Raw genomic sequence first — 25,225 nt, forward strand, 5'->3', positions numbered from 1 at the left:
CGCCTGGCCGTGGGCGCCCGCCGCCCGCGCGTCAGAACACCGGCAGCGCCAGCAGCGTCCCCGCGTTCAGGACGAACAGCCGGTTGCCTTCACCCGCGGCCGAGCGGCCCTGACCGCCCGTGAGCGGGTACGTCTGCGTCGTGCCCCGCCCCGTGCGCGGCAGACCGCTCACACCGGTGTCGCGGCTCTCCACCACCCATACACTGCCCGCCTGCACGACCGGCGGCTGCCAGGGCGGGGTCACCCCGGCGACCATCGCCGGATCGCCCGCCTGGTCGCCGTTGGGGCGCAGCGAGCGCAGCGCGTCGCCGTCCAGGACGAACACCGTCCCGCCCGCGACGGAGGGCGGCCCGAAGCCGTACGCCCCCTGCCGCACCGGCCGCATCGGCTCCTGGGACCACAGCTCTTCGCCGTCGCCCGCGCGCAGGGCCGCCAGGGTGTGACCGCCGAGGAAGACGGTCCCGCCGTCGATCGCGGGCGGCAGCGCGGCGGCGGCCTGGCCCTTGCGTACCCACGCCTCGGCTCCGTCGCGGGTACGCACCGCGGCCACATCGCCGCTGTCGGCGCACACCACCAGCACACCGGAACCGAGCGCCGCCGCCGGACGCCTGCCGCTCAGCGCCGACGGCGGCCGGTGCGTCCACCGCACCCGGGCGTCGGCCGTCGCCACACAGCGCAGCGCGCCGTCGGACGTCAGCACGTAAACGTGGTCGGCGTCGGCGGCCAGCAGCGCGCTCGCCCCGACGTCGGCGGTCCACCGCGCCGCGCCCGTCGAGGCGACGTAGGTGCGCAGCACCCCGTCCGCGTCCGCGGTGGCCACCAGCCGGCCGGCGATCGAGAGATAGCCGGCGTCGGCGTGCGCGTCGTCGGCCCGCCAGCGCTCCTTGCCGTCGCCGGCCCCGCGCGCGGCGACACCCCCGCCGGCCGCGGCGAAGACCACCACGTCCCGTACGGGCAGCGGCGGCGGCGACCCGGCGTCGGCCACGCCGTCGAGCGGGCCCCACAGCGGGTCCGGCGTCCCGGTGTCGCTGCCGGGTTCCGCCGGCCGTACGCGGGCGGCCGGCGGCACGTCGAACGGGTCGGTCGGCACGGACGCCCCGCCGCCTTCCGACAGCCACCACGCCGCGCCGCCCGCACCGGCGGCCACCAGGGCGCCGCCGCCCGCCATGGCCCGCAGCAGGCGCCGCCGCGAGGGACGGGCGGCGGGACGGGCGGTGTCAGGCGTCGCGTCCGGCGCGCGGCGCGGCGGGGGAGCGGCCCGTCCGGCCTCCCCGGCCAGGCGGCGGGCGGCGGCCTCCCGCTCACGGATCTCGTCGGCCAACGGCCCCGACTTCCACAGCCGTTCGGCACGGTGCGGTGCGCGGGCGGCCTCGGCGACCTGGCCGGGCAGCGGGCGCGCACCCGGCTCCTTCGCGAAGCACGGCTCGACCAGATACCGCAACGGCCCCGGTACCAGCGTCAGATCGGGAGCGCCGTGCACCACCTCGTAGAGCACCGCCGCGACCTCCGCACCCGAGTACACCGGCCGGCCGCCCGCGGCGAAGGCCAGGACCGCGCCGAGCGAGAAGACGTCAGCCGCCGGGCCCACGCGCTGCCCCAGCACCTGCTCCGGTGCCCCGTAGCCGGGCGTGACCGGGATCTGGCCGGTCCGGGTGAGCGTCAGACCGTGTTCGGGCCTGGCGATGCCGAAGTCGATGATGTGGGGGCCGCCCCGGGTCAGTACGACGTTGGACGGTTTGAGGTCACGGTGGATCAGCCCGGCGGCGTGGATGTCGCCGAGCGTCACCGCCAAGGACCTGGCCGTCTCCCGCAGCAGCGCCTCGCCCAGCGGGCCGTGCCGCTGCACCGCGTCGTCCAGCGTCGGCCCGGCCAGGAACTCCGACGCGATCCACGGCCGCCCCGGCTCCAGTTGCGCGCCGAGCACCCGGGCCACACCGGGGCTGGTCACCGCCCGCGCGGTCTGCGCCTCCCGGACGAAACGGTCCACCAGGTGCCCGTCGTGCGCCAGTTCGGGCAGCAGCACCTTGACCGCCGCCGCCTGCCCCGCCGCGTCCCGCCCGAAGTACACCTTGCCCATGCCGCCTTCGCCGAGCACCCCGGCCACGCGGTACGGGCCGAGGCGGAGCGGATCCTGCGGGCCGAGCGGTTTCACACGGTGTCCTTTCCTCAACGGGCGGCGTCGGGCGGTGCGGTGGGGGAGTGCGGTGCGGGGGGTGTCAGACGAGCGGGAGGGCGAACGTCGCCCGCTGCTCGCGGACGTACACCCGCCCCCGCCCGGGGTCGGCGCTGAGCACGGTCGCGTCGGTCGGGAACGTCCACACCGCGCGGCGGGTGCGCAGGTCCACCGCCCGCAGCCCCTTGTCGTCGAGGCTGTAGAGGTACTTCTTGCCGATCACCGGCGGCACCTCACGGTTCAGGCGCCGCCCCGTGAGGCCCTTCTCCAGCCAGTTGATGCTGCCGGTGACGGCGTCGACGGCGACCACCCCGCGGTCGCCCTCGGTGCAGTAGACCACCCCGTCCCGCAGCGCCGGAGCCCCGTACAGCCGGCTCTTGCCCGCGCTGTCACCCGCGTTGCGGTCGGTGCCGAAGAGCCATCCGATGCCGCCGTCCGACAGCCTGCAGGCGGTCAGCGCCTCGTCACCGAGATAGAGATGGCGCCCGTCGATGACGAGCCGGCCCGGCGGGGCCCCGGTGAACGGCTCGGACTGCGCCCACCGCTTCTTCCCGTCGGCGACGGCGTGCACCGCCAGTTCGAGGAAGTGGATGCCCGAATCGGCCCGGCACACCACCAGCCGCTGACCGCTGACCGCGCCGCACAGCATCGGCGGCCGGTAGGTGTCGCGGGCCGCATCCACCGGGCTGCGCCACCGCTCCCGGCCCCGGCGCAGGTCGACGGCGAGCAGGTACCAGCGGCTGCCCGACGACGTACGGGCCACCAGATAGGCGCTGTCCTCGACCACACACAGCAGCTGATTGCGGGCCTCGTCGCCCGCGAAGTCCTTCAGTTCGGCCAGCGGCTTGCCGAACCGGCCGTCGGTGGGGTCGATCGCGCACACCGCGAGCGCCGCGCCCTCGTCGTGCTCGCGCAGCGCGTAGACCTTCGTGCCGTCGGTGGCCCACCGCCAGGCGTCGCTGAGGTTCGCCTGCCAGGTCCCCTCGCCGCTCTCGGGGTTGACGCCGGCCAGCACGATGCCCGCGGGCATGGCCAGCCCGTGCGACGTCAGCAGCACGTCCCCGCCGTCGTCCGGGCGGCGCGAGGGGAACGTCCACAACCGGGACGGCGCCTTCACCGGCTTCGCCTCCGCACCGCCCCCGCCGCCCGCGCGGTCGTCCCCGCCGAGCCAGGCCCACACCCCGCCGCCGCCCAGGACCGCCCCTGCGGCCACCCCGCCGCCGACCAGCGCCAGCATCCGGCGCCGCGACACCCCGGGCCCCACCACCACGGTGTCCGGCGGCACTTCGGGCGGTGGCGGCGTCTGCCGGGGCGGCGGCTGCCGCCACACGTCATCGCCGCGCCGCGCGACCTCCCGCAGCACCGCGTCCGGCAGCACATCGGCGAACGGCTGCCGCCCGCCGCCCGCGGCGAGCGTGGCCGCCAGCTCGTCCGTCGTCGGCCGGTCCGCCGGACGCTTCGCCAGGCAGCGGCCCAGCACACCGGCCAGCTCCGGCGGCACCCCGCCGAGGTCAGGTTCGGTGTAGCGGACGCGGTAGAGCAGATCGGCCGCCTGCCCGCCGCCGAACGGCCCGTGTCCCGACGCGGCGAAGACGAGCAGCCCGCCGAGCGCGAACACATCGCCCGCCGCCGCGTGTTCGGCGCCCGCCGCCTGCTCGGGCGACATGAAGGCGGGGGTGCCCACCGCGCTGCCGACGTGCGTGAGCCGCTCCTCGCCGACCGCCCACGCGATCCCGAAATCGATGATCTTCGGGCCCGTCGCCGTCACCATCACGTTGGACGGCTTGAGGTCGCGGTGCACCACCTCCGAACGGTGCAGCTGACCGAGCCCGTCGGCCAGAGCCGCCCCCAGCGCACGGACGGCAGCCCCGCCCAGCGGGCCCCCGGCCCGTACCGCGTCATCCAGCGGCGGACCGATCACGTACTCCGTCGCCAGCCAGGGCCGGACGGCCTGCGCGTCGGCGTCGTGGACGGCGGCACCGAACCGTCCGCCGATGACCCGTGCCGCATCCGTCTCCAGCTGGAACCGGGACCGCAGCGCCGTATCCGACGCCAGATGTGCGTGCAGCACCTTGACCGCCACCGTGCGCCCGCCCGCGGTGCGCGCCAGGTAGACGGTGCCCATGCCGCCGCCGCCCAGCCGGGCCAGCAACCGGTAAGGGCCCACGGTCTGCGGATCGTCGTGAAAAAGAGCGGACAGCATCGCCTCAACGCACCTCTGCGGGAAGTTCCATGGCGAGCACGGCCGCCGCCTGCTCGGACAGCACCCCGACCACCCGGGACGGCAGCGTGACCGGCTCCGCCCCCGCCGTGCCGTACGGGGCGCCGGGTGCCAACTCCGCCCGCACCCGCGCCGGTTCGGGCCGCGCGGCCGGATCGCGGGACAGGCACGCCGAAACCGTCGCCCGCAGCCCGGCGGGGATCTCCTCCCGCTCCGGAACGGTGTGCCCCGTCGCCGCGTAGGCCAGCACCGCGCCCAGCGCATGCACGTCGCCCGCCGCGCCGACGGGCCCGCCCGCCGCCTCCTCGGGTGCCAGGCACCCCGCGTCGAGTCCGGGCAGACCGGCCCGCGGCGCACCCTGGGGTGCCGCGGCACGCACCGCCCCGAAGCAGGCCAGCAGCGGCCCGTACGCGGTCAGCCAGACCGACGCGGGGCAGATGCCGCCGTGCACGACACTCAGGACGTGCGCCGACGCCAGCGCCTCGGCCAGCGCCGCGCCCATCGCGCGCACCGTTTCCTCGGGCAGCGGACCGCCGTGCGCGGCCAGCGCCGCCGGCAGCGGCAGCACCGGACGGTACGGCGAGGCATGCCAAGGAAAGGCCGCCGTGCCACCGAGCTGCGCCACCTGCCACAGCCCCGGCTGCACCAGCTGGCCGGCCGCCTGTGCCTCGGCCGCCCAGCGCCCGGGATCGGCCCCCGCCGCGGGCAGACTCACCAGCACCGTGCGCGCCCCGTCCGCACTGCGCGCCACGTAACGCCGCTCGGGCGCCGCCTGCGCCCCGGCCCCCGCATCCAGCCGGGCGAGCGTGACGAACTCCCCGATCCGCGCCGGATCTTCCTGCCGCAGTTCCTCCATGGCCGTCCCCCTCAGCCGATACCGGCGCATGAGCCTACCTGCGGGTCTTCGGACGGCGGCGGGGAGGTGGTGCCATGGCACGGGCCGGGCGGCCGGCCCGTGCGGTGGCCGACGGCGTGATCAGTGGGCGGTCTGGTCACCGTCCGGTGTGTCCTCGACGGTGACGACGCCGCGGGGCAGGCCGAGCCCCTGGGACACCGCCTGCGCGATCCCGTCGAGATCGCGCCCTTCGGGAACCGGCACCTGCTCGCCCTCGCCGTAGCTCTCGATCGCCTTCGTGAAGTAGCTCGGATGCCAGGCGCCGACGGCTCCCTTGACCTGGACCGACGTCACCGGACGGTCGCCGACGAGCTTGCCGAGCGCGGCGAGAATCGCATCGGACCGCAGCTCACCCGGCACCTGGAACAGGCTGGCGTGCGCACCGACGAGCCCGCCGTCCCGCAAGCGCACGGTCACGGTCAGGCAACTGGTGACACTCGGGTAGGTGATCACGCCGCCCGGCGCAACTTCCTTGACCTGCCCCTCCGTTACCGTCGCCGCGCGGGGCGCCGCCGGGCTGCTCGCCGTGCGCGGCCCTGCACCGGCGGGCTCGTGCGCCTGCGCCGCGGGGCCGAGCCCGAGCTGGAGAGCCAGCAGTGCCGCCGGCAGGGCCACGGCACACACCGCGGTGGTCCGGCGCCCTGCCGTCGGGGCGCCTCGGCGGGCATGGGGGAGTGGCTGGTGTGCTGACACGGATCGTCTCCTGAAACAAGAACAGCTTTGCTGAAAAATCCGTTCTATCACCATGGGTTCCGGCTCCTCCGAACCGGCGATGACCAGGGCGAACGGACGGGAGGGACGGTCAGGCTTCTCGCGGCTCGCCTCAGAGCCAGGGGTTAATGTCGCGGGCATGATCGAACACGATGCCCTCAGCGCCACCCGCGAGGCGTACGACGCCGCTGCCTCCACCTATGCACAGCTGTTCCGCGACTCGCTGCGCGACAGCCCCCTGGACCGCGCGATTCTGGGCGCCTTCGCCGAAGCCGTCCGCGCGAACGGGGACGGACAGGTCGCGGACCTCGGGTGCGGGCCTGGCCATATCACCGCATACCTGGACGAGTTGGGGCTGGCGGCGTGTGGCGTGGACGCTGCGCCCGCGATGATCAAGTTGGCTCGGCAGGCTTATCCGGGCCTGCGGTTCGACGTGGGCTCGATGACCGCGTTGAACATCGCTGACGGCGCGCTGGGCGGCATACTCTCCCGTTGGTCCATCATCCACACTCCGCCGCAGGAACTCCCCGCCATCCTGGCGGAGTTCCACCGCGTGCTGGCACCTGGCGGCCACCTTCTGATCGGCTTTTCGGCCGGCGATGATCCGTCGCACCCGGCGCAGGTCTTCGATCACGCCGTCGCCCCGGCCTATCGGTGGTGGCCCGATCACCTCGCCGCGATGCTGCGCGAGTCCGGGCTGGCCGAGGTGGCCCGGATGGTGCGTGAGCCGCAGCCCACCGACCGACGGCAGTTCCAGGAGATCCACCTGCTCGCCCGCAAGGCCCAGGGCAGGGGCGGCGACTCGTGATCACTGATCGCCGGTGTTGATGACGCAGAAGCGGTTGCCCTCGGTGTCGGCGAGAACGACGAAGTCGGCGTCGTCCGGATAGGTCCAGTCGACCCGCTGGGCGCCCAGGGACACGAGCCGTTCGACCTCGGCGGCCTGATCGGCCGCATCCCCGGCGTACAGGTCCAGGTGGACCCTGGGGAATTCCTGCGGTGGCGTATCGCTCAGGCCCAGGGACAGCTGCACCCCGGCTCCCTGGGCCGGCATCAGCACCACCCAGTCGTCCTCCGACTCCTCGCGCGGGACATAGCCCAGGGCTCGCCTCCAGAACGAGGCCGCTCTCGGCACATCCGACACACCCAGCACAACGGATCCGACGCTCAACATGCCCCGAGTCTGCCGGACAACGGCGAGCCATGGCTTCCGGGTCGCAGCACGACCGCCCGAATTCAGCTGGGCGCCGTGCCGACGAGTGCGCCCTCCGTGGCGGGCTCCTCGGGGTTGCGGGGGGTCTGGGTGCGGTAGGAATGGCCGAGTTCCGGGCCGAGTCCGAAGTAGTGACGGAAGTTGTAGACGAGGGGGCTCCAGGCGGCGGGGTCGATGTGGTCGGTGCCCGGCACGACGATGCGTGAGTCGGCGTGGACCTTGTGTACGGCTGCCTCGACGATGACGAAGTCCCCGGAGACGTCCGGCCGCACCCGCTCCGCGCGGGCCTCCAGCTGGAGCGGGCACTCGGCGACCCGAGGCGGCCGGACCAGCTGGGACGGTGCGCAGGTCAGGCCGGCCGCGGCGAACTTGTCCGGCTCGAAGCGGAAGCCCGCTGCCTTGGCCGCCGGCACCGGATTCCGGCCGGTCAGCGGCGCCAGCCGCTCCACCGCTGGCCACTGCGCGGGCGCCGGCAGGCTGATCACCAGGTCGGGCCGGCTGCCGAGGTTGTGCGCGGTCTGCCCGTCGCGGCCCAGTCCGATCACCACCGTCCGCCCGAGTGCCCAGGCGGAGGAGATCGGGGCGAGGTTGAACGAGCCGTCCTGATTCTCCGTCGACAGGAGGGCCACCGGCGTCCCGAAGTACAGGATGCTCGGCTCGATCTCCAGATGGGTGGCGGCTGCCGCCGATGGCGAGGTGTGAGGAGGTGCTGTGTGCATGGCGGGGAGCCTAGGATCCGGTCGTTTCGGCAGGGGCCGAAGTGTCACGGGGGACAATGGACCGCATGGACACGCGGCGCGCACCCGGGGACGCCCCCGATCTGGCCTCCGTGGCGAGGCTGCTGGCCGACGGCACACGGGCGGGCTTCTGCCTGGCCCTGCTCGACGGCCGGGCATGGACGGCGACCGAATTGGCGCGTCATATGGGGGTGGCGCCCTCGACCGCGACCGAGCACCTGCACGCACTCGTGCGCGGTGGCCTGCTCGCCGAGGAACGCCAGGGCCGCCACCGCTACGTACGGCTGGCCGGTCCGCACGTGGCCGAGCTGGTCGAGAAGCTCGCCGCGCTGGCACCCGGCCGCCCCGCGCCGCCCCGTTCCCTGTCCGCGTCCGGCCGCCGGCAGGCCCTCGCCCACGCCCGCACCTGCTACGACCACCTCGCCGGCACCGTCGGGGTCGCCATCACCGACGCGATGACCCGGCGAGGACTCCTCGACCTGGAGCACGGACTCGGGCTCACTGGCGCAGGGAAGACCTGGCTCGCGGAACTCGGCATCACCGTCCCGGCGGGCACCCGCCGCCCGTCGGTACGGTCCTGCCTGGACTGGACCGAACGCCGCCCGCACCTGGCCGGTGCCGTCGGCGCCGCCCTGTGCCGTCACGCGTCCGACGCGGGCTGGATCACGCCCATCGGCACCACGCGCGCCGTGACCGTCACAGCCGTCGGCCGACAGGCGCTCCGCCGCCATCTCGGCCTGCCCGATGACCTCCTCGCGCAGAGATGAGCGGTGCTGAGCGGTGCCGACGTCCGTCGTAGGCTGAATCCGCACGTGAAGGACAGGAGGCTGGGATGGCCGGGACGACGGTGGCCGAGGTGATGGCCGAGCTGGCCGCGCTGGAGGACCCGAAGGCACGCAAGGTGAACGAGAAGCACGGTGACGATCACGGTGTGAACCTCGGCAAGCTGCGCGCGCTCGCGAAGCGGCTGAAGACGCAGCAGGAACTCGCGTGCCGGCTCTGGGAGACGGACGACACCGCGGCGAGACTGCTGGCGCTCCTGATCTGCCGCCCGAAGGCGTTCGCGCGTGACGAGCTGGACACCATGGTGCGCCAGGCCCGCACACCCAAGGTGCACGACTGGCTCGTGAACTACGTGGTGAAGAAGAACCCGCACGCCGAAGAGCTGCGCCTGGCCTGGTCCGCCGACCAGGACCCGGTGGTCGCGAGCGCCGGCTGGGCGCTGACCACCGAACGCGTGGCGAAGCAGCCCGACGGCCTCGACCTCGCGGGACTGCTCGACGTCATCGAGGCGCAGCTGAAGGACGCCCCGGCCCGCCTGCAATGGGCGATGAACCACTGCCTGGCCCAGATCGGGATCGAGCACGCCGAGCACCGTACGCGTGCCCTCGCCATCGGTGAGCGCCTGGAGGTGCTCAAGGACTACCCGACGTCCCCGGGCTGCACATCTCCGTTCGCGCCCACCTGGATCACCGAGATGGTGCGTCGGCAGCGGTGAGCGACCGCGTCGGCTCCGCTGTGCGTCAGGGCCCCGGGGGAGGGGTTCCCGTGTGCGACGTGCGCCGGGTGGTCTGAGGGGCGGTCATGTCGAGCAGGAGCAGGGCGTCGTGGTCGGGTGTGCCCGGCTCGGCGGTGTAGACGCCGATGCGCCGGCCGGGGGTGCCTTCCAGATGCATGGCCTGGGAGGTGAGGGTGATCGTGCCGACCTGGGGGTGGCGGAAGGTCTTCTGCGCGGGCTTGCGGCCGGTGACGTCGTAGCGTTCCCACAGACCGGCGAAGTCGGGGCTTTTCAGGAGGAGTTCGCCCACGAGGTGGGTCAGGTCGGGGGCGTCGGGCGCCGTGCCGGCGACGGCGCGCAGCCGGGCGACGCAGCCGGTGATCTGGCGGTCCCAGTCGGGGAACAGGTCCCGGGCGGCCGGGTGGAGGAAAAGGTAGCGGGCGAGGTTGCGCTGCTTGGCCGGCCAGTCGTCCAGGCCCGCGTACAGGGCGAGACCGCCGGGGTTCCAGGCCAGCATGTCCATGCTGCGGCTGATGACGTAGGCGGGGTTCGGACGCATCGACTCCAGCAGCAGCTTCAGGTGCGGGCGCACCGTGCGGCTCGGCGCGGGCGGCGGCTCGGGAGCGTACCGGGCGGCGCGGGCGGCCAGTTCGCGCAGATGCTGGTGTTCCTGGTCGTCCAGGTGCAGCGCACGGGCGAGCGCGTCGAGGACGGAGGGGCTGGGGCGGGTCTCCTTGCCGCGTTCCAGGCGTACGTAGTAGTCGATGCTGATCCCGGCCAGGGTCGCCAGCTCCTCGCGGCGCAGCCCGGGGGTGCGGCGCAGTCCGGGGCCGACCGTGAGACCGACCTGTTCCGGACCGGTCTGCGTACGGCGTGCCCGCAGGAAGCGGCCCAGCTCCACGCCTTCGCTGCGCGTGCCGCTGCCGGTGGGAGTGCCCTCAGATGCCATGGCTTCAGTGTCACACCGCACTGACCTGGAGCGCAGGGCGGTGGGGGGCCCTGTCATTACCCCCGAAGAGCCCGCCCTGCCACACCGGCCGGAACCGCGCGAGGGTGGCGGAACGAGGCGCTGAACGCTTCCACGGACACGGAGGTGAACCGGCCGTGCATCGGCCGACGCCGCGGTCCGTCACCTGCCCGAACAGGCGCTGCCAGGGCGGCGGACCCCGGCGGAATCGCCGCCAGGAAAGGAACCGGAGAGAGCAGATGCGTTACATCAACCTGCGTGACCTGGAGATTTCCCGGATCGGCCTCGGTGCGATGGGCATGTCCGTCCTGCGGGAGCTGAACATCGGCCTGGTGCCGTTCGCCCCGCTCGGGCACGGCTTCCTCACCGGCCGCATCCGCTCCACCGACGGCTTCAAGGAAGGCGACTTCCGGCACGGCAACCCGCGCTTCACCGGGGAAAACTTCCAGCACAACCTGCTCCTCGCCGACGAGGTCCAAACCGTCGCCGCCCAGGCAGGTGCCACACCGGCGCAGGTCGCGCTGGCCTGGTTGCTCGCGCAGGGCGACGACATCGCCCCGATCCCCGGCACCCAACGCGTGCACCGGGTCGAGGAGAACACCGCCGCCGATGCCGTCGAGCTGACCGCGGAGCAGCTCGCGCAGCTCAACGCCCTTCCGCCGGCCGCCGGCGAGACCCACACCGAGGCCGGCCGGCAGCTGCTCGAACGCTGACCCGGCCCCCGCCCCCTTTCCCTCCCCACCCGTCAGGAGTACCTGTTCCATGCGCGCAGCAGTGATGTACGGAGCCGGAGACGTCCGCATCGAGGACCGTCCCGACCCGAAGATCCAGCAGCCCACCGACGCCGTCGTACGCACCGTCCACGCGTGCGTGTGCGGCAGCGACCTGTGGCCCTACAAGTCGCTGCCCGCCGCCGGCACCGGGCGGCCGATGGGGCACGAATTCCTCGGCGTCATCGAGGAGACCGGCACCGACGTGACCGGCCTGCGGGCCGGTGATCTGGTCGTCGCCCCGTTCACGTACTGCGACAACACCTGCGACTACTGCGCCAAGGGCCTGCACTTCTCCTGTCGGCACGGCGGCCGGTACGGATTCGACGGGGTCGACGGCGGCCAGGGCGAGGCGGTGCGCGTCCCGCACGCCGGCGGCACCCTGGTCAAGCTGCCCGAAGCCGTCGACCCCACGCTGCTGCCCTCCTTGCTGACCCTGTCGGACGTGATGACCACGGGCCACCACGGCGCCGTCACGGCCGGCGTCGGCCGCGGTGACGCGGTGCTGGTCGTCGGGGACGGCGCGGTCGGCCTGTGCGCGGTGATCGCCGCCAGGCGCCTGGGCGCCGAACGCGTCGTCCTCATGGGCCGCCACCCCGCCCGCACCGGCATCGGCCGCGACTTCGGTGCCACCGACGTCGTCGCCGAACGCGGCGAGGAGGGCGTCGCGCGGGTGCGCGAGCTGACCGGCGGCGACGGCGTCGACAAGGTCATCGAGGCCGTCGGCACCCGCGAAGCGTTCGAGACCTCCCTCGCCACGGTCGTCGACGGCGGAACCGTCAGCCGCCTGGGCGTCCCGCAGTACGAGGACGGCCCCCTCGGCCCCTCGCTGTTCATGCGGAACATCACCCTCACCGGCGGCGCCGGCCCGTCCCGCGCCTACATCGACGAGCTGCTGCCGGACGTCCTGGACGGCACCATCACCCCCGGCCGCGTCTTCGACCGGCACTTCACGCTCGACGAGACCCCCGACGCCTACCGGGCCATGGCCGACCGCCACGTCCTCAAGGCCCTGATCACCTTCTGAACCCGCCCCAACTGGCAAAGGAACCACCCCATGCAGCACGTGACATTGAACAACGGTGTCGAGATGCCGATCCTCGGCTTCGGCGTCTACCAGATCCCCGCCGACGACACCGAACGGGCCGTATCCGATGCACTCGCCGCCGGCTACCGCCTCCTGGACACCGCCGCCGCCTACGGCAACGAAGAGGCCGTCGGGCGAGCCGTCAAGAGCAGCGGCATCCCGCGCGATGACCTGTTCGTCACCACCAAACTGTGGGTCCAGGACGCCCCCGCCGAGGCGAACACCACGCGCGCCTTCGAGACGTCGCTGCACAAGCTCGGCCTCGACCACCTCGACCTGTACCTGATGCATCAGCCCTACGGCGACGTCTACGGCCAGTGGCGCGCCATGGAGACCCTCCACCGCGAGGGCCGTGCGAGGGCGATCGGCGTCGCCAACTTCTCCCCCGACCGGCTGATCGACCTGATCGTCAACAACGAGGTGGTGCCCGCGGTCAACCAGATCGAGACGCACCCGTTCTTCCAGCGCGCCGACCACCAGGACCTGATGCGCGAGCACGGGGTGCAGATCCAGTCCTGGGGCGGCTTCGCCGAAGGCAGGAACGACCTGTTCACCCACCCCCTGCTGGGCGCGATCGGACGGCAGCACGGCAAGTCCGTCGCGCAGGTGGTGCTGCGCTGGCTGACCCAGCGCGATGTCGTCGCGATCCCCAAGTCGGTCCGGCCCGAGCGCATGGCGGAGAACATCGACATCTTCGACTTTGCGCTCACCGACGAGCAGATGGCGCAGATCGCCGCACTCGACACCGGGTCGTCGCTGTTCTTCGACCACCACGACCCGGAGATCGTCACCTGGCTCGCCCGGCGACGCCTGGACGCCTGAGCCCTCAGTCGTCGGTCTTGATCTTCTTCATGATCAGATGGGAGTCGACCCGGGCCACCGCCCGCAGCCCCATGAGCTTGGCGGTCAGGAAGGTCTCGAAGACGGCCTGGTCCTCGACGGCGACGCGGATGAGGTAGTCGGGCCGGCCGAAGAGCCGGTGGAACTCCAGCACCTCGTCGTAGGAGGCGATCGCGCTCTCCAGTTCCTCGACGGTCTGCAGGTCGTTGACGCTGATCTCCACGGCGACCATGACCTCGAAGCCGCGGCCGGCGGCGGCGGGGTCGATGCGTGCTCGGTAGCCGTTGATGATTCCGGCCTCCTCAAGGCGTTTGACGCGGCGCAGGCAGGGCGGCGGGGTCAGGCCGACCTGCCTGGCCAGTTCGACGTTCGTCAGGCGCCCGTCCTGACGCAGGCGGAACAAAATTTCGCGATCCACGTCATCGAGTTTCATTTTATTGCTCACTCTGCGAGTCAAGCGGAATAATTGGAAACCATATTACGCGCAAAGAGTCCTACGATTGCTGCATGGTTGCTTCACCGGCCGACACCCAAGGCCCCGCCCTCGCACCGGCTTCACCGCCGCCCGTCCGACCCGCGTCGGATTTCCGGGCGGCGCTGAAGGACTCCAGCTCGGTGGGCCTCGCCCTGTTCCCGCTGGGGATCGCGCTGGGCGTGCTGGTGGTGCATGCGGGCCTCGCCTGGTGGTGGGCGCCCGTGTTCACCGCCTTCGTCTACGCCGGGTCGCTGGAGTTCCTGCTCGTCGGCCTGGTCGCCGCCGCCACGCCGCTGGCACAGGTGGCGCTGACCGCGTTCCTGGTCAACTTCCGGCACGTCTTCTACGCGCTGTCCTTCCCGCTGCACCGGGTCAAGAGCGGCTGGGGGAAGGGCTACAGCACATTCGCGCTGACGGATGAGGCGTACGCGCTCACCACGGGGGAGGCCGCGCGGTCCTGGAGCGGCCGGCGGATCGTGTGGCTTCAAGCTCTGTGCCAGGTCTACTGGGTCGCAGGCGGTACCGCCGGGGCCCTGTTCGGAGCGCTGGTGCCCGCACGCCTTGCGGGCCTGGACTTCGCGCTGACCGCTCTGTTCGCCGTCCTGGCCGTCGACGCGTACCGGGCCCGCCGTGACATCCCCACCCCGGTGCTGGCCCTGGTGTGTGCGCTGGCCGCCCGGTTCGTGGTCCCCGGGCAGATGCTGCTGGGCGCCCTGGGCCTGTTCACCGCCTGCCTCCTGATCCGCCACGCCCTGACGAAGAAGGAGCCGGTCCGTGCCTGACGTCCCCTACCTCATAGCCGCCGTGGCCCTGAGCACGGCCATCACCTGGGCGCTGCGGGTGCTGCCCTTCGCCGCCCTGGCTCCGCTGCGGGCCAGCGCCGCCGTTCACTATCTCAGCGAGCGCATGCCGATCGGTGCGATGGTCATCCTCACCGTCTACACCCTCCGCGACGTCGCCCCGTCCGCCGCCCTGCCCGCGGCCCTCGCCCTGGCCGCCACCCTCGCCCTGCACCTGTGGCGACGCAACGCCGTCCTCAGCGTCCTCGGCGGCACCGCCCTCCATGTCGCCCTGGCCAGCACGGTCTTCGCCCACTCCTGAGCCCCGAGGGAGGGGTGTGCGAAGGGGCCGCGTACGCCCCTCAGCCGCGACGAGGAGCCTTTCGGTCGGCCGCGGCCACCTCTTTCCTCGCCCGGGCGCGGTCGAGGGACCACGCGCCCAGGCCCACCAGCAGCGTCACCCCGGCCCCGTACACCGGCAGCCACCGGGTCGTAGTAGCTGACAGACAGTCAGCTACAGCATCATGGCTCTGGGCCGCCTGCGCGTGAGCCAGGGCGACACTGTCGCGCCCCGCCAGATCCGCCAGCGCGGCCTCCGCCCGGATGGCCTCGTATCTGCCCAGTTCAGGACACCCGGCACGCGTGCCCGGCATCGGAAAAAGCCACGCCCAGCGCTGCAGTACGGGGGCCAGCGCGATGGCTACGCACAGGCCGACAACCAGCGAATACGCGGCCAGATTCCGCATATACGTGGACCCGAGGCCGGGACTCCACACCGGCAGCCGGTAAAAGGAGAAGATCACCGCGAGAAGCGTCACCCCGATATAGGTGGAGAACCATTGCCAGGAACCCTGCGCGAGTGCGGCCGTGAGCACGGCGGCCAGCGCAATGCCGATGACCCCCGCCTGACCGGGAGCCTCGCCATCCGCGCCATGGGATGCCGATTGCCGGGCTTTTTGCACGCTGGGCCGGTCGTCCATGCTCTCTCCCGCAGGGTTCGGAGGCCATCAGCATCCGGGCGCACCGCCCCTCGGCCCGGCACCATGCCGGACCGGCCCGGAAGCCCCGCCCGGTTGGCGGGGCCAGACGCCGGATCCGGCACTCCGGCTCCGGCGAACCACCGGTCCACCGCCCGGCCCCTCAGCGGGTGACGAAAGCGGACTCTGCGACCTGCGAAGTCATCGCGCGGGCACACGGATGTCACTCACCCCTCTGGGACACGGCGACGCTGCACGACCGGGGGCGCTGGCACCAGGCGGCCGACTGCGACACCGAAGGCGGCCCGTGGTGGGCCCCCGCACTGCGGGGCATCGCCGTCGGCGTGGGCATCGTCGGCGTCGCCTACCTCGTCTTCAGCTGAGGAGAGATGCGCCCAACTGCCTTTTACGGCAGGTAACTTGATGGTGATTCCGGTGAAGCGTCGGTACCTTCGACGGTATGGGGGACAACACCGGCCGCCGCAACGTCAACGACCCTTCCGTCACGAACGTGATCAGCGGACCGGTCAACCACAGCCTGGTGATCCAGACCGGTTCCTTCGAGGGCGACGTCCATGTGCATGCGTCGCCCGAGCAGAGCGCCGAACGGGACTCCGCCCTGGAGGAACTGAAGCAGCGCGTGGCCGCACAGGAGCGGGCCGAGGAGCAGGAGCGACAGCGGCGGGCCCAGGAACAGCGCGAGGCCGAGTACCGCAAGGAGCAGGAACGCCGGCGCAGGAATCGGAACCTTGAGCTTGACATCAGCGATCAGATCAGGGAAGAGCGTGCGGGACGCATCAGATTGCTGCTGGGCGTCGCGTTCTGTGCACTGGGGCTCGTCCTGCTGGTGGCCGGTTTTACTGGCCATCATCTCTTCTTGCCCCTGTTCGGGATCTTCCTGTTCTTCGGCGGCGTTCCCCTTGCCCGCGCCATCCCGACCTCGGCCCTGGAGAGCCTCTCCCGTAGGGAGATCAACTCCGGCCCCTCGGGAAGAGCTGCACCCGACGCTGACCGAGCCGCGGAAGCGCGATGGATGAGCAGGCGCCCGCCCCACTGACGGAGGAACAGGCGCCCCACCGACAGGAGATGCGGCCGGTGCTCATCACCTGCCCCAGCCGCCCCCGACGGCCCTGCTCGACAGGAACGAGTCGCGCAGCGCCTTGCGCAGACCCGGAACGAGTGCGTCGAAACGTTCGGCGAGCGCCTTGCGGGTGTGCTTGTGCTCGCGCAGCTCCTTCCGTGTGAACACGCTGGTCATCTCGCATGCGACGGGGAGCACGGCCATGGCCCGTTCGTCCGCCGGGACGGCTGCCGGATCGAGGCCGGCCACCACGGTGTTGCGTGCCGTCTGCTGAAGGGCGAGGACCTGCTGCGGGTCGTTGAGGGTGACCTGGTGGGAGGCGAGCGGCGACAGGCTCCGTTCGCCGGGGAGCGTGATGACTCCCGCCGTGGCGAGCTGATCGCGCACCGGCTCTTCGGCCGTGTGCGCCTTGTTGTGCACGAACTGGATCCAGTACTTCGGCTTCTCCGTGGGTACGTCACGCCACACCTCGGCGAGGAAACCATCGCTCGGCGGCTCGGCGGCTCGGCGGCTCGGCGGCTCGGCGGCTCGGCGGCTTGGCGGCGCGTCGTGCGACCTTGCCGCCATCGGTGGTGAGCAGCCCGTCAAGGGGCAGCTCGGTCAGTGCCGCGGCACGCAGCAGCTGGCCGCGCCCCTGGAGGTTGACGACCTCGAACTTCCCTTCCTCCACGGTGCAGCAGAGCAGGTACAGCTGCTGCGGCAGTGTCTGATTCATTGCGCTTCCCGAGCGCTTTCGCTGTGGATTGTTCGTGGTGCGGGGTTACAGCCATCCGCGTTCGCGGGCGACGCGGGCCGCTACGTGGCGGTTCTCCGCGCCGAGCTTCGCTGCCGCCGCCGACAGATAGGGCCGGTCGGCCAACTGCTCGGCCTCCTCCAGGTAATGGGTGGTGAGCAGCACCGTCGTGCCCTGCTCCTTGAGCTGCCGGATCAGCTCCCAGGTGTCGCGGCGTGACTGCGCGTCCAGACCGATCGTCGGCTCGTCGAGGAACAGCAACTCCGGCCGCCCGAGCAGCGCCAGAGCGAGGTCGAGGCGCCGCCGCTCACCACCGGACAACTCCCCACGTGCGACGGTGAGGTCGATGCCGCGTACGGCCTCGAAGCCCCGATACCGCCGCCGCAGATCCGCGGCTTCAATCACTGCGTCCATGCCCTCCAGCGTTCCGGCCTGCCCGGCCCGACGGGAGTGCGGTCTGTCATGAGCCCGCATGACATCTGTCATGCGGTCGTCGACGGCGAGGGGGTGGCCGGCGGCGGATGGCGGCGCGACGCTCGAATGTGGATGCGCTGGAGTGGCGTCGGCCCTCCGCCATACGACACCCTCCCGCGCTCCTTCCCCCGGCCGTTACGGCGCCCCTTGCGCAGGCCATCCGAGCCTCCTCTATTCTCGTACACTGTACGTAATAGAGGAGGGGAACGATGCCATCACGCATGCCCGATGCCACGACCAGGACGCCCTGGGCACCACCTGTAGGAAAGCCGCCACTGTCCTCACGGATGATGAGGGCGACCTGGCGAGGTCTCCCGGCGAAACGGCACGATGTCGGATGGGAGCCGGGGCTGGTGGTGCCGGCCGCCGACGGCAGCCCGTTGCTCACTGACCACTATTTCCCGCGCGCCGAGGGCGACTTCCCCACCCTCCTGGTCCGCTCGCCCTATGGCCGCGGCCTGCCGTGGTCTCCCTTGTACGGCCTGCTCTTCGCCGAACAGGGCTTTCACGTGGTCCTGCAGAGCTGCCGCGGCACCGGCGGTTCAGGAGGCACGTTCGACCTGTGGCGCAACGAGGCCGCCGACGGCCAGGCCACGATGTCCTGGCTGCGCGAACAACCCTGGTTCAACGGAACGTTGGGGACCGTCGGCACCAGCTACCTGGGTTACGTGCAATGGGCCCTCGCCCTGGACCCGCCGCCGGAACTGAAGGCGATGGTGATGCAGGTGGGCCTGCACGATCCCTACGCCCTGTTCCACGCGGACGGTGTGCTGCGCCTGGAGAACGCCCTCGCCGTCGGTGCCGGTATGACCTACCAGCACCAGGGCGTGGCGCCGTTCCTGAAGGCGACACTGCGTCTGCAGCGCCGCCTGCGTGAGGTCATCACCGCGCGGCCCTTGAGCGGGGCGTACGCGTCCGCCCTCGGAGGCGAAGTGCCCTGGCTGGACGAGGTGATGACCCACCCGGACGCCAAAGACGCGTACTGGCGCGGCGCGCCATTGACGGAGCCGGCGGAGCGGCTCCGCGTGCCCACGAGTCTGATCACCGGGTGGCACGACGCGCTGGTCGATCAGACCTTCGAGCAGTACGACCGGCTGCGTCAGGCCGGATGCGAGACCGCCCTGCTCGTCGGCCCATGGACCCACACCTCCGCATTGCAACAAGGGTGGCCCGAGGTGTTCGCCGAGAGCCTCGCATGGCTGCGCGCCCACCTGTACGCCGACCCCTCCGGCCTGCGCCCCACCCCGGTGCGCGTGCACACCGGCGGCGAGAACGCCTGGCGGGACCTCGACGAGTGGCCGCCGGCCACGACTGCCACCTCCTGGTACCCCACTTCGGAAGGGCACCTCACCCGACAGCCCCCCACGGACGCCGCACCACTGACGTCATTCCGCTACGACCCGGCCGACCCCACCCCATCCCTCGGCGGCCCGCTGCTCTCCCGCACCGCAGGCCCTCGCGACAACCGCACCCTGGAGGCCCGTTCCGATGTCCTGACGTTCACCGGCCCCCCGCTGACCGAGCCCGTGGACATCCTGGGCCCGGTCTCCGCACGGCTGAGCATCTCCACGGACACCGGCCACGCCGACGTCTTCACCCGCCTGTGCGACGTGGACGCACAAGGCCGTTCCGCCAACATCTGCGACGGGCTGGGCCGGCTCCGGACGACCGGACACGCGCCCTCGCAGGTCACCGTGCCGATGAGCTCCACCGCCCACCGCTTCGCCGTCGGTCACCGCATACGCTGGCAGATCAGCGGCGGCGCCCATCCGCGCTTCGTCCGCAATCCCGGCACGGGGGAGTCGCCGGTCGACGCCACCACCTTCGCGCCGACGCGCATCACGCTCCACACGGACTCGGAACTGATGCTTCCGCGCAGTTCCGGGCCTACGTAATCCTCCCGCCACGCGGGGAACGGCTGACGAGCCGGGCTGTACGGCCCGGCTCACTCCGCGACTCCGACGTGGTGGGCGGGTCAGCGCAGTCAGCCGGCAGCCGACCGGCCGGGCGAGGCGCAGCACGACGCGATGACGTGAAGCGCGCGAAGTACCGGGGCCGCTCACGAGTTGGCGCTCACGTCAGTGAAGCAAGCGCCACCCCCGCGTCGATACCTTCGGAACTCTTTGGCCCAGTAGGGCATCTCACTAGCAGTACGGTCCCGTGCCCGACGAGAGGAGCTGTTCAGAATGGTGCGTCGCGTTCGTGCACTGCTGCTAACCGCCTTACTGCTGGTGACGGGCGGGGTGATGTCGTCCGCGCCGGCCTTCGCCGTCATCGGCGGATCGACGAGCACCTACGGACCGTGGGCGGTGCGCATGCTCGTGGACGGCAAACCGGCGTGCACCGGGACGGCGGTCACACGTCAGTGGATCATCAGCGCCTCGCACTGCTTCTTCGAGCAGGGACAGCCGGTCGCCGACAAGCGGATCTCGTTCCGGGTCGGCAACCTCGACATGCGGAAGGGCACCACGGTCCACCCGGTACCCGGCGGACGCGCGGGAAGTGCCCACGCCGACATGATGCTCATCAAGGTCCCGCCGATGAAGATCCGCACGGCGCGGTTGGCCACGGCCGGTGTCCAACCCGGCCAGGCCGTGCGGCAGTTCGGGTGGGGCGCCACCTGTACCGGGGACGAAAACACCTGTCAGTCCCCTGTGCTCAAGCAGTCGGACCTGCGGGTCGTACGGCCGGACGACCCCCGATGCGACGGCTACACCGCACCCGGCGGCTCGGACTTCTGCATGGAAAAGGTGTCCGGGATTCCCGCCGGCGGCGACTCCGGAGGCCCGGTGATGAGCATCTCCCCACAAGGCACCGAAACCCTCCTCGGCGTCTTTGACGGCTCCGACCGGCAGAAGATCGCCGAGGCCGGGGAGATCTCCCAGCAACTCGCCTGGATTCGCTCGGTCACCCAGCGGTAATACACCCCAAGCCCGCCCGAACGCGGGCAAGTTCAGGGACGCCTGCTGTTCTCATCGACCCTGGAGAGTTCGCAACAGGACCTGACGAGGGACGACCGAGGGCGGATCGCTTGGGACTCGCGTTCAGATCATGACGAGTTGGATACGCACGCGCCGGCCTGAGTACATTTACTCAGGACCTGGCGGTCACCGTCGACCACGGTGAGAGCAGACCGAACAACCCACAGGAGACGACCGTGACCCCCGGCTCCAGCCACCCCCGTTCCGCCTCTCGACGCCGCCGCGTCCGCACTGCCGCGGCCCTCGTAGGAGCTGCCGCAGTAATTGCGCTCGCCGGCTGTTCCGGCTCCCTCTTTCAGGACGACATCTGCGGCGACGGGGAGTATCCCGTTATGACCGTCGGGGCCACCGGCTCCGCGTGCGTCAAGGACAACGAGAAGGTGCCGAAGGGGTATACGCGCTACCCCGAGGGCAAGGTGCCGCAGAAGACCGACGACAAATGGGACAAGTACTGGCGCACACACACCGTCGACAAGACGGGCAACATCGTGGATGCGCCGGACGAGAAGTGAGCGGTCCCCGGCACGGGTGCGCCGCGCTCCGGCCGGGGAGCAGGCACTGCCGGAGTGCTGCAGCAGCGCCCTCGGGCACCTGGGCCGCAGCCCTGGAGGCCGAAGCCGCGGCGCAGCGGGCGTACGCCACCGCGCGGAACCGCAACCGCCGCTGGTTCCGCGCGTGGCTTCGATCAACCGACGGCGTTTGGGCATGGGTTCGGGCGGCGTTCGGTGATTGTCGGCCTTCTGGACGTTTACGGGAAATGACGGCAGTCGTGTTCTGGCGCCGCTGGCCCTCCCGCCTGCCCGGTGCCCGGATTGCTCGTGATCAGGGACGCATAATTGAGTGCTGCCGTCGGCTTCTGAGGTGGCAGCATGCCCTGTCATGGCAGACGACAGCACGGTTAGGTTTCAGGCGGCCCAGACGGGACTCATCGTCAGGATCCCGGAAGCGGAGCGGACCGTGAGTGCATGGCGTGAACGGTTCGATCCGTCAGCCCGAGCAGGGGTTCCAGCACATATCACCGTGCTTTTCCCGTTCCTCGATGAGAGCCGAATAGATGCGCGTGTCCACTCGGCCCTCACTGACGTGCTCGGTAGACATCATGCCTTTGATCTGCGGTTTGAGAGGTGTGGGAGGTTTCCGGGGGTGCTGTATCTCGCTCCTGAGCCAGACACGCAGTTGCGGCGGCTCACTGAGGTGATCGCTGAGCGGTGGCCCGAGGCCCCTGCCTATGGCGGAAAGTTCACCGAGGTCGTGCCCCACCTGACCATCGCCGACGGTCAGGACGACGCTGTCCTGGATGAGATTGAGGCCGGCCTTGTCAGCAAACTTCCCTGCATTTCCCGTGTCTCGTCAGTTGACCTCATGGTGCATGACGGCGTGAAGTGGCGAGAGCGGGCGTCGTTCGCGCTCTGTGAATGAACATAGGCGTCAGTCAGTCGGCTTTGACCTGCTCGGCTCGGGCTCGTGTGCTGGCGAGGCGGCAGGAGTCGGTGCCGGTCTCGATGATGGGGCCGTTGAAAGTAAATCGGGCGGCGACGGTCGGCTGACCCCACGGCCCTGCGGACCGTCCGCCACGACATGTTGTGCCTGCGCTCGATCTCCCGCATCATCAGGCCGTCGCGGTGGTTGCGCCGGATCGCAGCGTCCAGCTCGGCCTTCGATATCGCCTTCGGGTAGGGCGTCGGGGTGGGTGAGGATCCAGCGCGTAACGGCCTGGGCTGACGGCGGGCGGGGGCCGACCGGTTGGGGTTTGCCGTGACGCGTCCTGCTGACGTAGGCACGGACACTGGCGTGGCCGCGGGGATAGCCCTGTTCCCTGATCTCCCCCCACAGTTTCCAGACGTTGGTGCAGCCTTTCTGCCAACGCTGATCGAGGTAGGGCTTGTAGTCGTCGAGCCCTGTCGCACGGCTTTGCCGCTGCCCGGTGAACATCTCCTCCGCAGTAGCGGCCTCCGGAGCGGGAAGGAGGTCGACCGGGCGACGTGTCTCGACGTCGGCGAGCACGGTTCCGTTCCGTAGACACGGCCCTTGCGCTGGGCGTACTCGTCCACGCCGGCCACGCGGGGTGCTGCGGTGGCGGGGCCCGGAAGCGAGGCGATCAGCCTCGACAGGGTGTTCCGGCTGACCGGAACCTTGGGCATCCGGCATCCGGCATCCGGCATCCGGGCGCCGGCCCGGCTGGCGAGTGCGGCAGCACTTCGTTCACGGCGAAGGACTGTCGACCACACCACCGTCCAGCCAGGCGGTTTTCGGGCGGACTTCAGCGGTCGTAGGCGGTCAGCGTGCGCATGGCTGGCCGCGCCGCGCCGTGCCGTGCCGCGCATGAACCTGGCTCCACTCATCAGGCCCCTTGGAATCGATCATCCAGGGAACCGGGAGGCGCTCTACCGGCGGACCGCCGAGATCAGTCCGCCGGGGCGCTCCGCGCGTTGCGGCGGGGTGCTGATCGGGCGGCCGTAGGCGGCGGCGCGCTCGCGCAGGGTGTGGCTGTCGGCCTCCCAGCCGTGCCCGGCCAGCCAGATCACCGGGTCGTCGGGCATCTCCGAGATCCACAGGGACGCCGCCGATCCCGGCGCGGCGTCCGCGCCGAAGCGCTCGATCACGCCGCGCGAGCCCAACGTCAGCCCCAGCCGACTGCCTGCCGCCGACTGCGAGCTGATCCGGTCCAGCAGTAGCTCCACCGCGTCCTCGGGCAGATAGATCAGCAGTCCTTCGGCGATCCACGCGGTCGGCGCGGCCGGGTCGTGCCCTGCGGCGGCCAGCGCGCCGGGCCAGTCCTCACACAGATCCACCGCGACGGTGATCCGCTCGCAGCGCGCGACGGCCCGCTCCTGGCGCAGCACCGAAGCCTTGAAGTCCAGTGGCGCGGCGGTGTCGACCTCGAACAGCCGGGTGCCCTCGGGCCAGTCCATCCGGAAGGCCCGGCTGTCCATGCCGGCGCCGAGCAGCACGATCTGTCGGACCCCGGACGCGGATGCCTGCTGCAACAAGTCGTCGAGGAACTTCGTTCTGACGGCGATGGAGAACGACACGGCCAGTCGGCGGCGTTGCGCGGCCTCGTCACCGGGCGGCGGCGAGGAGGGCCACAGGCCGCCGGCGGTGGCGAAAGCCTGTGCCAGTGGGTCGCGGAACAGTGCGTTCTCCCGCTCGGTCTCCAGCGCCCGCACCCTGGCCACCCCCACCGCCGTGGCCCACACTCCCGACGGCTGCACCCGCTCCTGCTCATCAGTCACCGCGTCAGCCTAGAGGGTCGATTCCAGGGGGCTGATGAGGGGAACCGGCTTCCTGCGCGGCCGGCCTGCCACGCGCGAACCCGTCCGGCGCGGATGCCGTCCGCCGCGACCGAGGCCGCCGACGCCGCGTGGGCCCACACTGCCGAACACCCGCTGGCCGTGTGGTTGGAGCCGGTGGGGTGGCGCGGGACCGGGAGGCCCGCCCGCCGGTGCGGGACGGTGTTCACGTCGAGTTCGCGGACACGCTCAAGAAGGCGTCGGGACTCGCGGTCGCCCCGGTCGGCGACCTGTCGCAGGCCCGCGAACTCGTCGCCGACGGCCGGGCGGACGCGGTGCTGATAGGGCGTGCTCTGCTGCGCGATCCGTACCTCGCCCTGCGCAACCGGCCCGGCGCCGAAGCGGCCTGGCCGAGCCGGTGCCACCGCGCGCTGTGAGAGCAGGGCCGAGGTCTGGAGGTGATGGGGCAGGGGTGAGCGCCTGTTTCTAGCCGGGTTCGTCGAGTCCTGACCCGGTCTCGTGCCGGCGCGACCCGAGCGCGGCGGCCACGAACGAGGCGACCAGCGGCCGGCGGTCCTGCTCGTTCCAGGCGAGCACCAGGCGGCTGGGCGGCGCGTCGGACACCGGGACGCAGCGCAGGCCGGCCGGGACCGGTGCGACCAGCGAGCGCGGCAGCACCCCGATCATCCGGCTCACCGTGATCATGTGGAGCAGTTGCACCACGTCGGCGACCTCGGGACCGGTGCCGTCGCCCCCGGGAACTCCCTTCCAACGCGGCAGCGTCTCGCCTTCCAGATCGGACATCCGCACCGCGGCGTGATCGGCCAGCCGGTGCCCGGACGGGACGATGGCCACGCGGTCCTCGGCGAGCAGCGTCTCGTGGTCCAGGCCGTCCAGATCGTCGAACGGCGCGTAGAGCAGGCCGACATCGGCCCGGCCGTCGCGCAGGAAGTCGGTGCGGTCGGCGGGCCCGCTGAACAGGATGTCCACCCGGCGGGCGTCGGGCTGGTGGGAGTAAGCGGCCAGGATCCCGGACAGCAGGCCGGCGTCACCGCCGGGCTTGAGCACGAGCCGCAGATGGGCCCTGGTGTCGCCGGCGCGCCGGGCGTTCCGGACGGCGGCGCTGACCGCGTTGAGCGCATGCCGCCCGTGTTCCCGCAACGCCTCCCCGGCCGGGGTGAGTTCGACGCGGCGGCTGGAGCGGATGAACAGCGGGACGCCGAGCCGGGTCTCGATCCGTCGGATCGCCTTCGACAGTGCCGGCTGCGCGATCGAGAGCCGGCCGGCGGCCCGGCCGAAGTGCAGCTCGTCGGCGACTGCGAGGAAGTACTCCAGCTCGCGGGTCTCCAATTCGATCATGCCTCCAGGTTATCGCCGAAGAAC

The 25,225-nt window shown here is 71.6% G+C and carries 27 protein-coding genes and 3 pseudogenes; 15 read left to right on the top strand and 15 right to left on the bottom strand.

Going from position 1 to position 25,225, the window contains the following annotated elements; all coding sequences use genetic code 11:
- Positions 1–31 precede the first annotated feature (31 nt).
- The 4 genes from ACIBK8_RS23320 to ACIBK8_RS23335 form a co-directional block, all read right to left on the bottom strand.
- Entirely contained in the window at positions 32–2,152 is a 2,121-nt protein-coding gene (locus ACIBK8_RS23320; protein WP_399043722.1) for a serine/threonine-protein kinase, read from the bottom strand.
- A gap of 64 nt (positions 2,153–2,216) precedes the next feature.
- Positions 2,217–4,376: a protein kinase gene (locus tag ACIBK8_RS23325; RefSeq protein WP_399043723.1), complete on the bottom strand. Its 2,160-nt coding sequence runs from the start codon at positions 4,374–4,376 to the stop codon at positions 2,217–2,219.
- A gap of 4 nt (positions 4,377–4,380) precedes the next feature.
- A complete protein-coding gene (locus tag ACIBK8_RS23330) occupies positions 4,381–5,250 on the bottom strand; it encodes a serine/threonine protein kinase (protein WP_399043724.1) in 870 nt (289 codons plus the stop codon).
- Between the two features lie 120 nt (positions 5,251–5,370).
- Positions 5,371–5,904: a hypothetical protein gene (locus ACIBK8_RS23335; protein WP_399043725.1), complete on the bottom strand. Its 534-nt coding sequence runs from the start codon at positions 5,902–5,904 to the stop codon at positions 5,371–5,373.
- Between the two features lie 235 nt (positions 5,905–6,139).
- Between ACIBK8_RS23335 and ACIBK8_RS23340 the strand changes: the two genes are divergently transcribed.
- Positions 6,140–6,808 carry a class I SAM-dependent methyltransferase gene (locus ACIBK8_RS23340; protein WP_399043726.1) on the top strand — a complete coding sequence of 223 codons (669 nt, stop codon included), beginning with the start codon at positions 6,140–6,142 and terminating at the stop codon, positions 6,806–6,808.
- Here the strand turns inward: ACIBK8_RS23340 and ACIBK8_RS23345 are convergent, their stop codons facing one another.
- A complete protein-coding gene (locus tag ACIBK8_RS23345; protein ID WP_399043727.1) occupies positions 6,809–7,174 on the bottom strand; it encodes a VOC family protein in 366 nt (121 codons plus the stop codon).
- 62 nt (positions 7,175–7,236) lie between these two features.
- Positions 7,237–7,932, bottom strand: a complete 696-nt coding sequence (locus ACIBK8_RS23350) for a flavin reductase family protein (RefSeq protein WP_399043728.1) — start codon at positions 7,930–7,932, stop codon at positions 7,237–7,239.
- 56 nt (positions 7,933–7,988) lie between these two features.
- Here ACIBK8_RS23350 and ACIBK8_RS23355 point away from each other — a divergent pair, with 56 nt between their 5' ends.
- Positions 7,989–8,717 (top strand): ArsR/SmtB family transcription factor, encoded by a 729-nt coding sequence (locus ACIBK8_RS23355; protein ID WP_399043729.1) that lies wholly within the window; start codon positions 7,989–7,991, stop codon positions 8,715–8,717.
- A gap of 65 nt (positions 8,718–8,782) precedes the next feature.
- Positions 8,783–9,448, top strand: coding sequence for a DNA alkylation repair protein (locus ACIBK8_RS23360; protein ID WP_399043730.1), 666 nt, complete (start codon positions 8,783–8,785; stop codon positions 9,446–9,448).
- 25 nt (positions 9,449–9,473) lie between these two features.
- Here ACIBK8_RS23360 and ACIBK8_RS23365 read toward each other — a convergent pair whose 3' ends face one another.
- On the bottom strand, positions 9,474–10,397 hold the full coding sequence (locus tag ACIBK8_RS23365) for a helix-turn-helix transcriptional regulator (protein ID WP_399043731.1): 924 nt from the start codon (positions 10,395–10,397) through the stop codon (positions 9,474–9,476).
- 317 nt (positions 10,398–10,714) lie between these two features.
- Between ACIBK8_RS23365 and ACIBK8_RS23370 the strand changes: the two are divergent.
- The 3 genes and pseudogenes from ACIBK8_RS23370 to ACIBK8_RS23380 all read left to right on the top strand — a co-directional run.
- Positions 10,715–11,128: pseudogene (locus ACIBK8_RS23370) on the top strand (aldo/keto reductase); the annotation flags it as partial.
- A gap of 49 nt (positions 11,129–11,177) precedes the next feature.
- Positions 11,178–12,212 (top strand): zinc-binding dehydrogenase, encoded by a 1,035-nt coding sequence (locus tag ACIBK8_RS23375; protein ID WP_399043732.1) that lies wholly within the window; start codon positions 11,178–11,180, stop codon positions 12,210–12,212.
- 30 nt (positions 12,213–12,242) lie between these two features.
- Positions 12,243–13,094, top strand: a complete 852-nt coding sequence (locus ACIBK8_RS23380) for an aldo/keto reductase (protein ID WP_399043733.1) — start codon at positions 12,243–12,245, stop codon at positions 13,092–13,094.
- 4 nt (positions 13,095–13,098) lie between these two features.
- On the opposite strand, the gene ACIBK8_RS23385 is transcribed toward ACIBK8_RS23380, so the two are convergent.
- The gene (locus ACIBK8_RS23385) at positions 13,099–13,545 is read right to left on the bottom strand and encodes an Lrp/AsnC family transcriptional regulator (protein ID WP_393680400.1); all 447 of its coding nucleotides are present in this window, start codon (positions 13,543–13,545) and stop codon (positions 13,099–13,101) included.
- 74 nt (positions 13,546–13,619) lie between these two features.
- Between ACIBK8_RS23385 and ACIBK8_RS23390 the strand changes: the two genes are divergently transcribed.
- Entirely contained in the window at positions 13,620–14,369 is a 750-nt protein-coding gene (locus tag ACIBK8_RS23390; protein ID WP_399043734.1) for an AzlC family ABC transporter permease, read from the top strand.
- Positions 14,362–14,688, top strand: a complete 327-nt coding sequence (locus ACIBK8_RS23395; protein WP_399043735.1) for a branched-chain amino acid transporter permease — start codon at positions 14,362–14,364, stop codon at positions 14,686–14,688. Before ACIBK8_RS23390 ends, ACIBK8_RS23395 begins: the two co-directional genes overlap by 8 nt.
- Before the next feature lie 40 nt (positions 14,689–14,728).
- On the opposite strand, the gene ACIBK8_RS23400 is transcribed toward ACIBK8_RS23395, so the two are convergent.
- On the bottom strand, positions 14,729–15,346 hold the full coding sequence (locus ACIBK8_RS23400; RefSeq protein WP_399043736.1) for a hypothetical protein: 618 nt from the start codon (positions 15,344–15,346) through the stop codon (positions 14,729–14,731).
- Between the two features lie 167 nt (positions 15,347–15,513).
- Here ACIBK8_RS23400 and ACIBK8_RS23405 point away from each other — a divergent pair, with 167 nt between their 5' ends.
- Both ACIBK8_RS23405 and ACIBK8_RS23410 read left to right on the top strand, forming a co-directional pair.
- Positions 15,514–15,726 (top strand): hypothetical protein, encoded by a 213-nt coding sequence (locus ACIBK8_RS23405; RefSeq protein ID WP_399043738.1) that lies wholly within the window; start codon positions 15,514–15,516, stop codon positions 15,724–15,726.
- Between the two features lie 77 nt (positions 15,727–15,803).
- On the top strand, positions 15,804–16,400 hold the full coding sequence (locus ACIBK8_RS23410; protein ID WP_399043739.1) for a hypothetical protein: 597 nt from the start codon (positions 15,804–15,806) through the stop codon (positions 16,398–16,400).
- A gap of 45 nt (positions 16,401–16,445) precedes the next feature.
- Here ACIBK8_RS23410 and ACIBK8_RS23415 read toward each other — a convergent pair whose 3' ends face one another.
- The 3 genes and pseudogenes from ACIBK8_RS23415 to ACIBK8_RS23425 form a co-directional block, all read right to left on the bottom strand.
- Entirely contained in the window at positions 16,446–16,892 is a 447-nt protein-coding gene (locus ACIBK8_RS23415) for a GPP34 family phosphoprotein (RefSeq protein ID WP_399043740.1), read from the bottom strand.
- The gene (locus tag ACIBK8_RS23420) at positions 16,882–17,139 is read right to left on the bottom strand and encodes a GPP34 family phosphoprotein (protein ID WP_399043742.1); all 258 of its coding nucleotides are present in this window, start codon (positions 17,137–17,139) and stop codon (positions 16,882–16,884) included. The genes ACIBK8_RS23415 and ACIBK8_RS23420 overlap by 11 nt, the downstream gene beginning before the upstream one ends.
- 132 nt (positions 17,140–17,271) lie before the next feature.
- A pseudogene (locus ACIBK8_RS23425) lies at positions 17,272–17,481 on the bottom strand (AAA family ATPase); the annotation flags it as partial.
- A 440-nt stretch (positions 17,482–17,921) separates the two neighbouring features.
- On the opposite strand from ACIBK8_RS23425, the gene ACIBK8_RS23430 reads away from it, so the two are divergent.
- The 4 genes from ACIBK8_RS23430 to ACIBK8_RS23445 all read left to right on the top strand — a co-directional run bounded on the left by ACIBK8_RS23430 (position 17,922) and on the right by ACIBK8_RS23445 (position 22,031).
- A complete protein-coding gene (locus ACIBK8_RS23430; protein WP_399043766.1) occupies positions 17,922–19,526 on the top strand; it encodes a CocE/NonD family hydrolase in 1,605 nt (534 codons plus the stop codon).
- A 291-nt stretch (positions 19,527–19,817) separates the two neighbouring features.
- On the top strand, positions 19,818–20,552 hold the full coding sequence (locus ACIBK8_RS23435; protein WP_399043743.1) for a S1 family peptidase: 735 nt from the start codon (positions 19,818–19,820) through the stop codon (positions 20,550–20,552).
- 236 nt (positions 20,553–20,788) lie between these two features.
- Positions 20,789–21,124: an SCO0607 family lipoprotein gene (locus ACIBK8_RS23440; protein ID WP_399043744.1), complete on the top strand. Its 336-nt coding sequence runs from the start codon at positions 20,789–20,791 to the stop codon at positions 21,122–21,124.
- 367 nt (positions 21,125–21,491) lie between these two features.
- Positions 21,492–22,031 (top strand): 2'-5' RNA ligase family protein, encoded by a 540-nt coding sequence (locus tag ACIBK8_RS23445; protein WP_399043745.1) that lies wholly within the window; start codon positions 21,492–21,494, stop codon positions 22,029–22,031.
- A 13-nt stretch (positions 22,032–22,044) separates the two neighbouring features.
- Here the strand turns inward: ACIBK8_RS23445 and ACIBK8_RS23450 are convergent.
- Together ACIBK8_RS23450 and ACIBK8_RS23455 are read right to left on the bottom strand one after the other, a co-directional pair.
- Positions 22,045–22,149 (bottom strand): annotated as a pseudogene (locus tag ACIBK8_RS23450) (AAA family ATPase); the annotation flags it as partial.
- A gap of 847 nt (positions 22,150–22,996) precedes the next feature.
- Entirely contained in the window at positions 22,997–23,845 is an 849-nt protein-coding gene (locus ACIBK8_RS23455; protein ID WP_399043746.1) for a class I SAM-dependent methyltransferase, read from the bottom strand.
- Positions 23,846–24,024: 179 nt separating this feature from the next.
- Here ACIBK8_RS23455 and ACIBK8_RS23460 point away from each other — a divergent pair, with 179 nt between their 5' ends.
- Positions 24,025–24,279: a hypothetical protein gene (locus ACIBK8_RS23460; protein ID WP_399043747.1), complete on the top strand. Its 255-nt coding sequence runs from the start codon at positions 24,025–24,027 to the stop codon at positions 24,277–24,279.
- Between the two features lie 49 nt (positions 24,280–24,328).
- Here ACIBK8_RS23460 and ACIBK8_RS23465 read toward each other — a convergent pair whose 3' ends face one another.
- Positions 24,329–25,201 carry a LysR family transcriptional regulator gene (locus tag ACIBK8_RS23465; protein ID WP_399043749.1) on the bottom strand — a complete coding sequence of 291 codons (873 nt, stop codon included), beginning with the start codon at positions 25,199–25,201 and terminating at the stop codon, positions 24,329–24,331.
- Positions 25,202–25,225: the final 24 nt, after the last annotated feature.

The sequence above is a fragment of the Streptomyces sp. NPDC050161 genome (assembly GCF_044460025.1).
GTDB lineage: Bacteria > Actinomycetota > Actinomycetes > Streptomycetales > Streptomycetaceae > Streptomyces.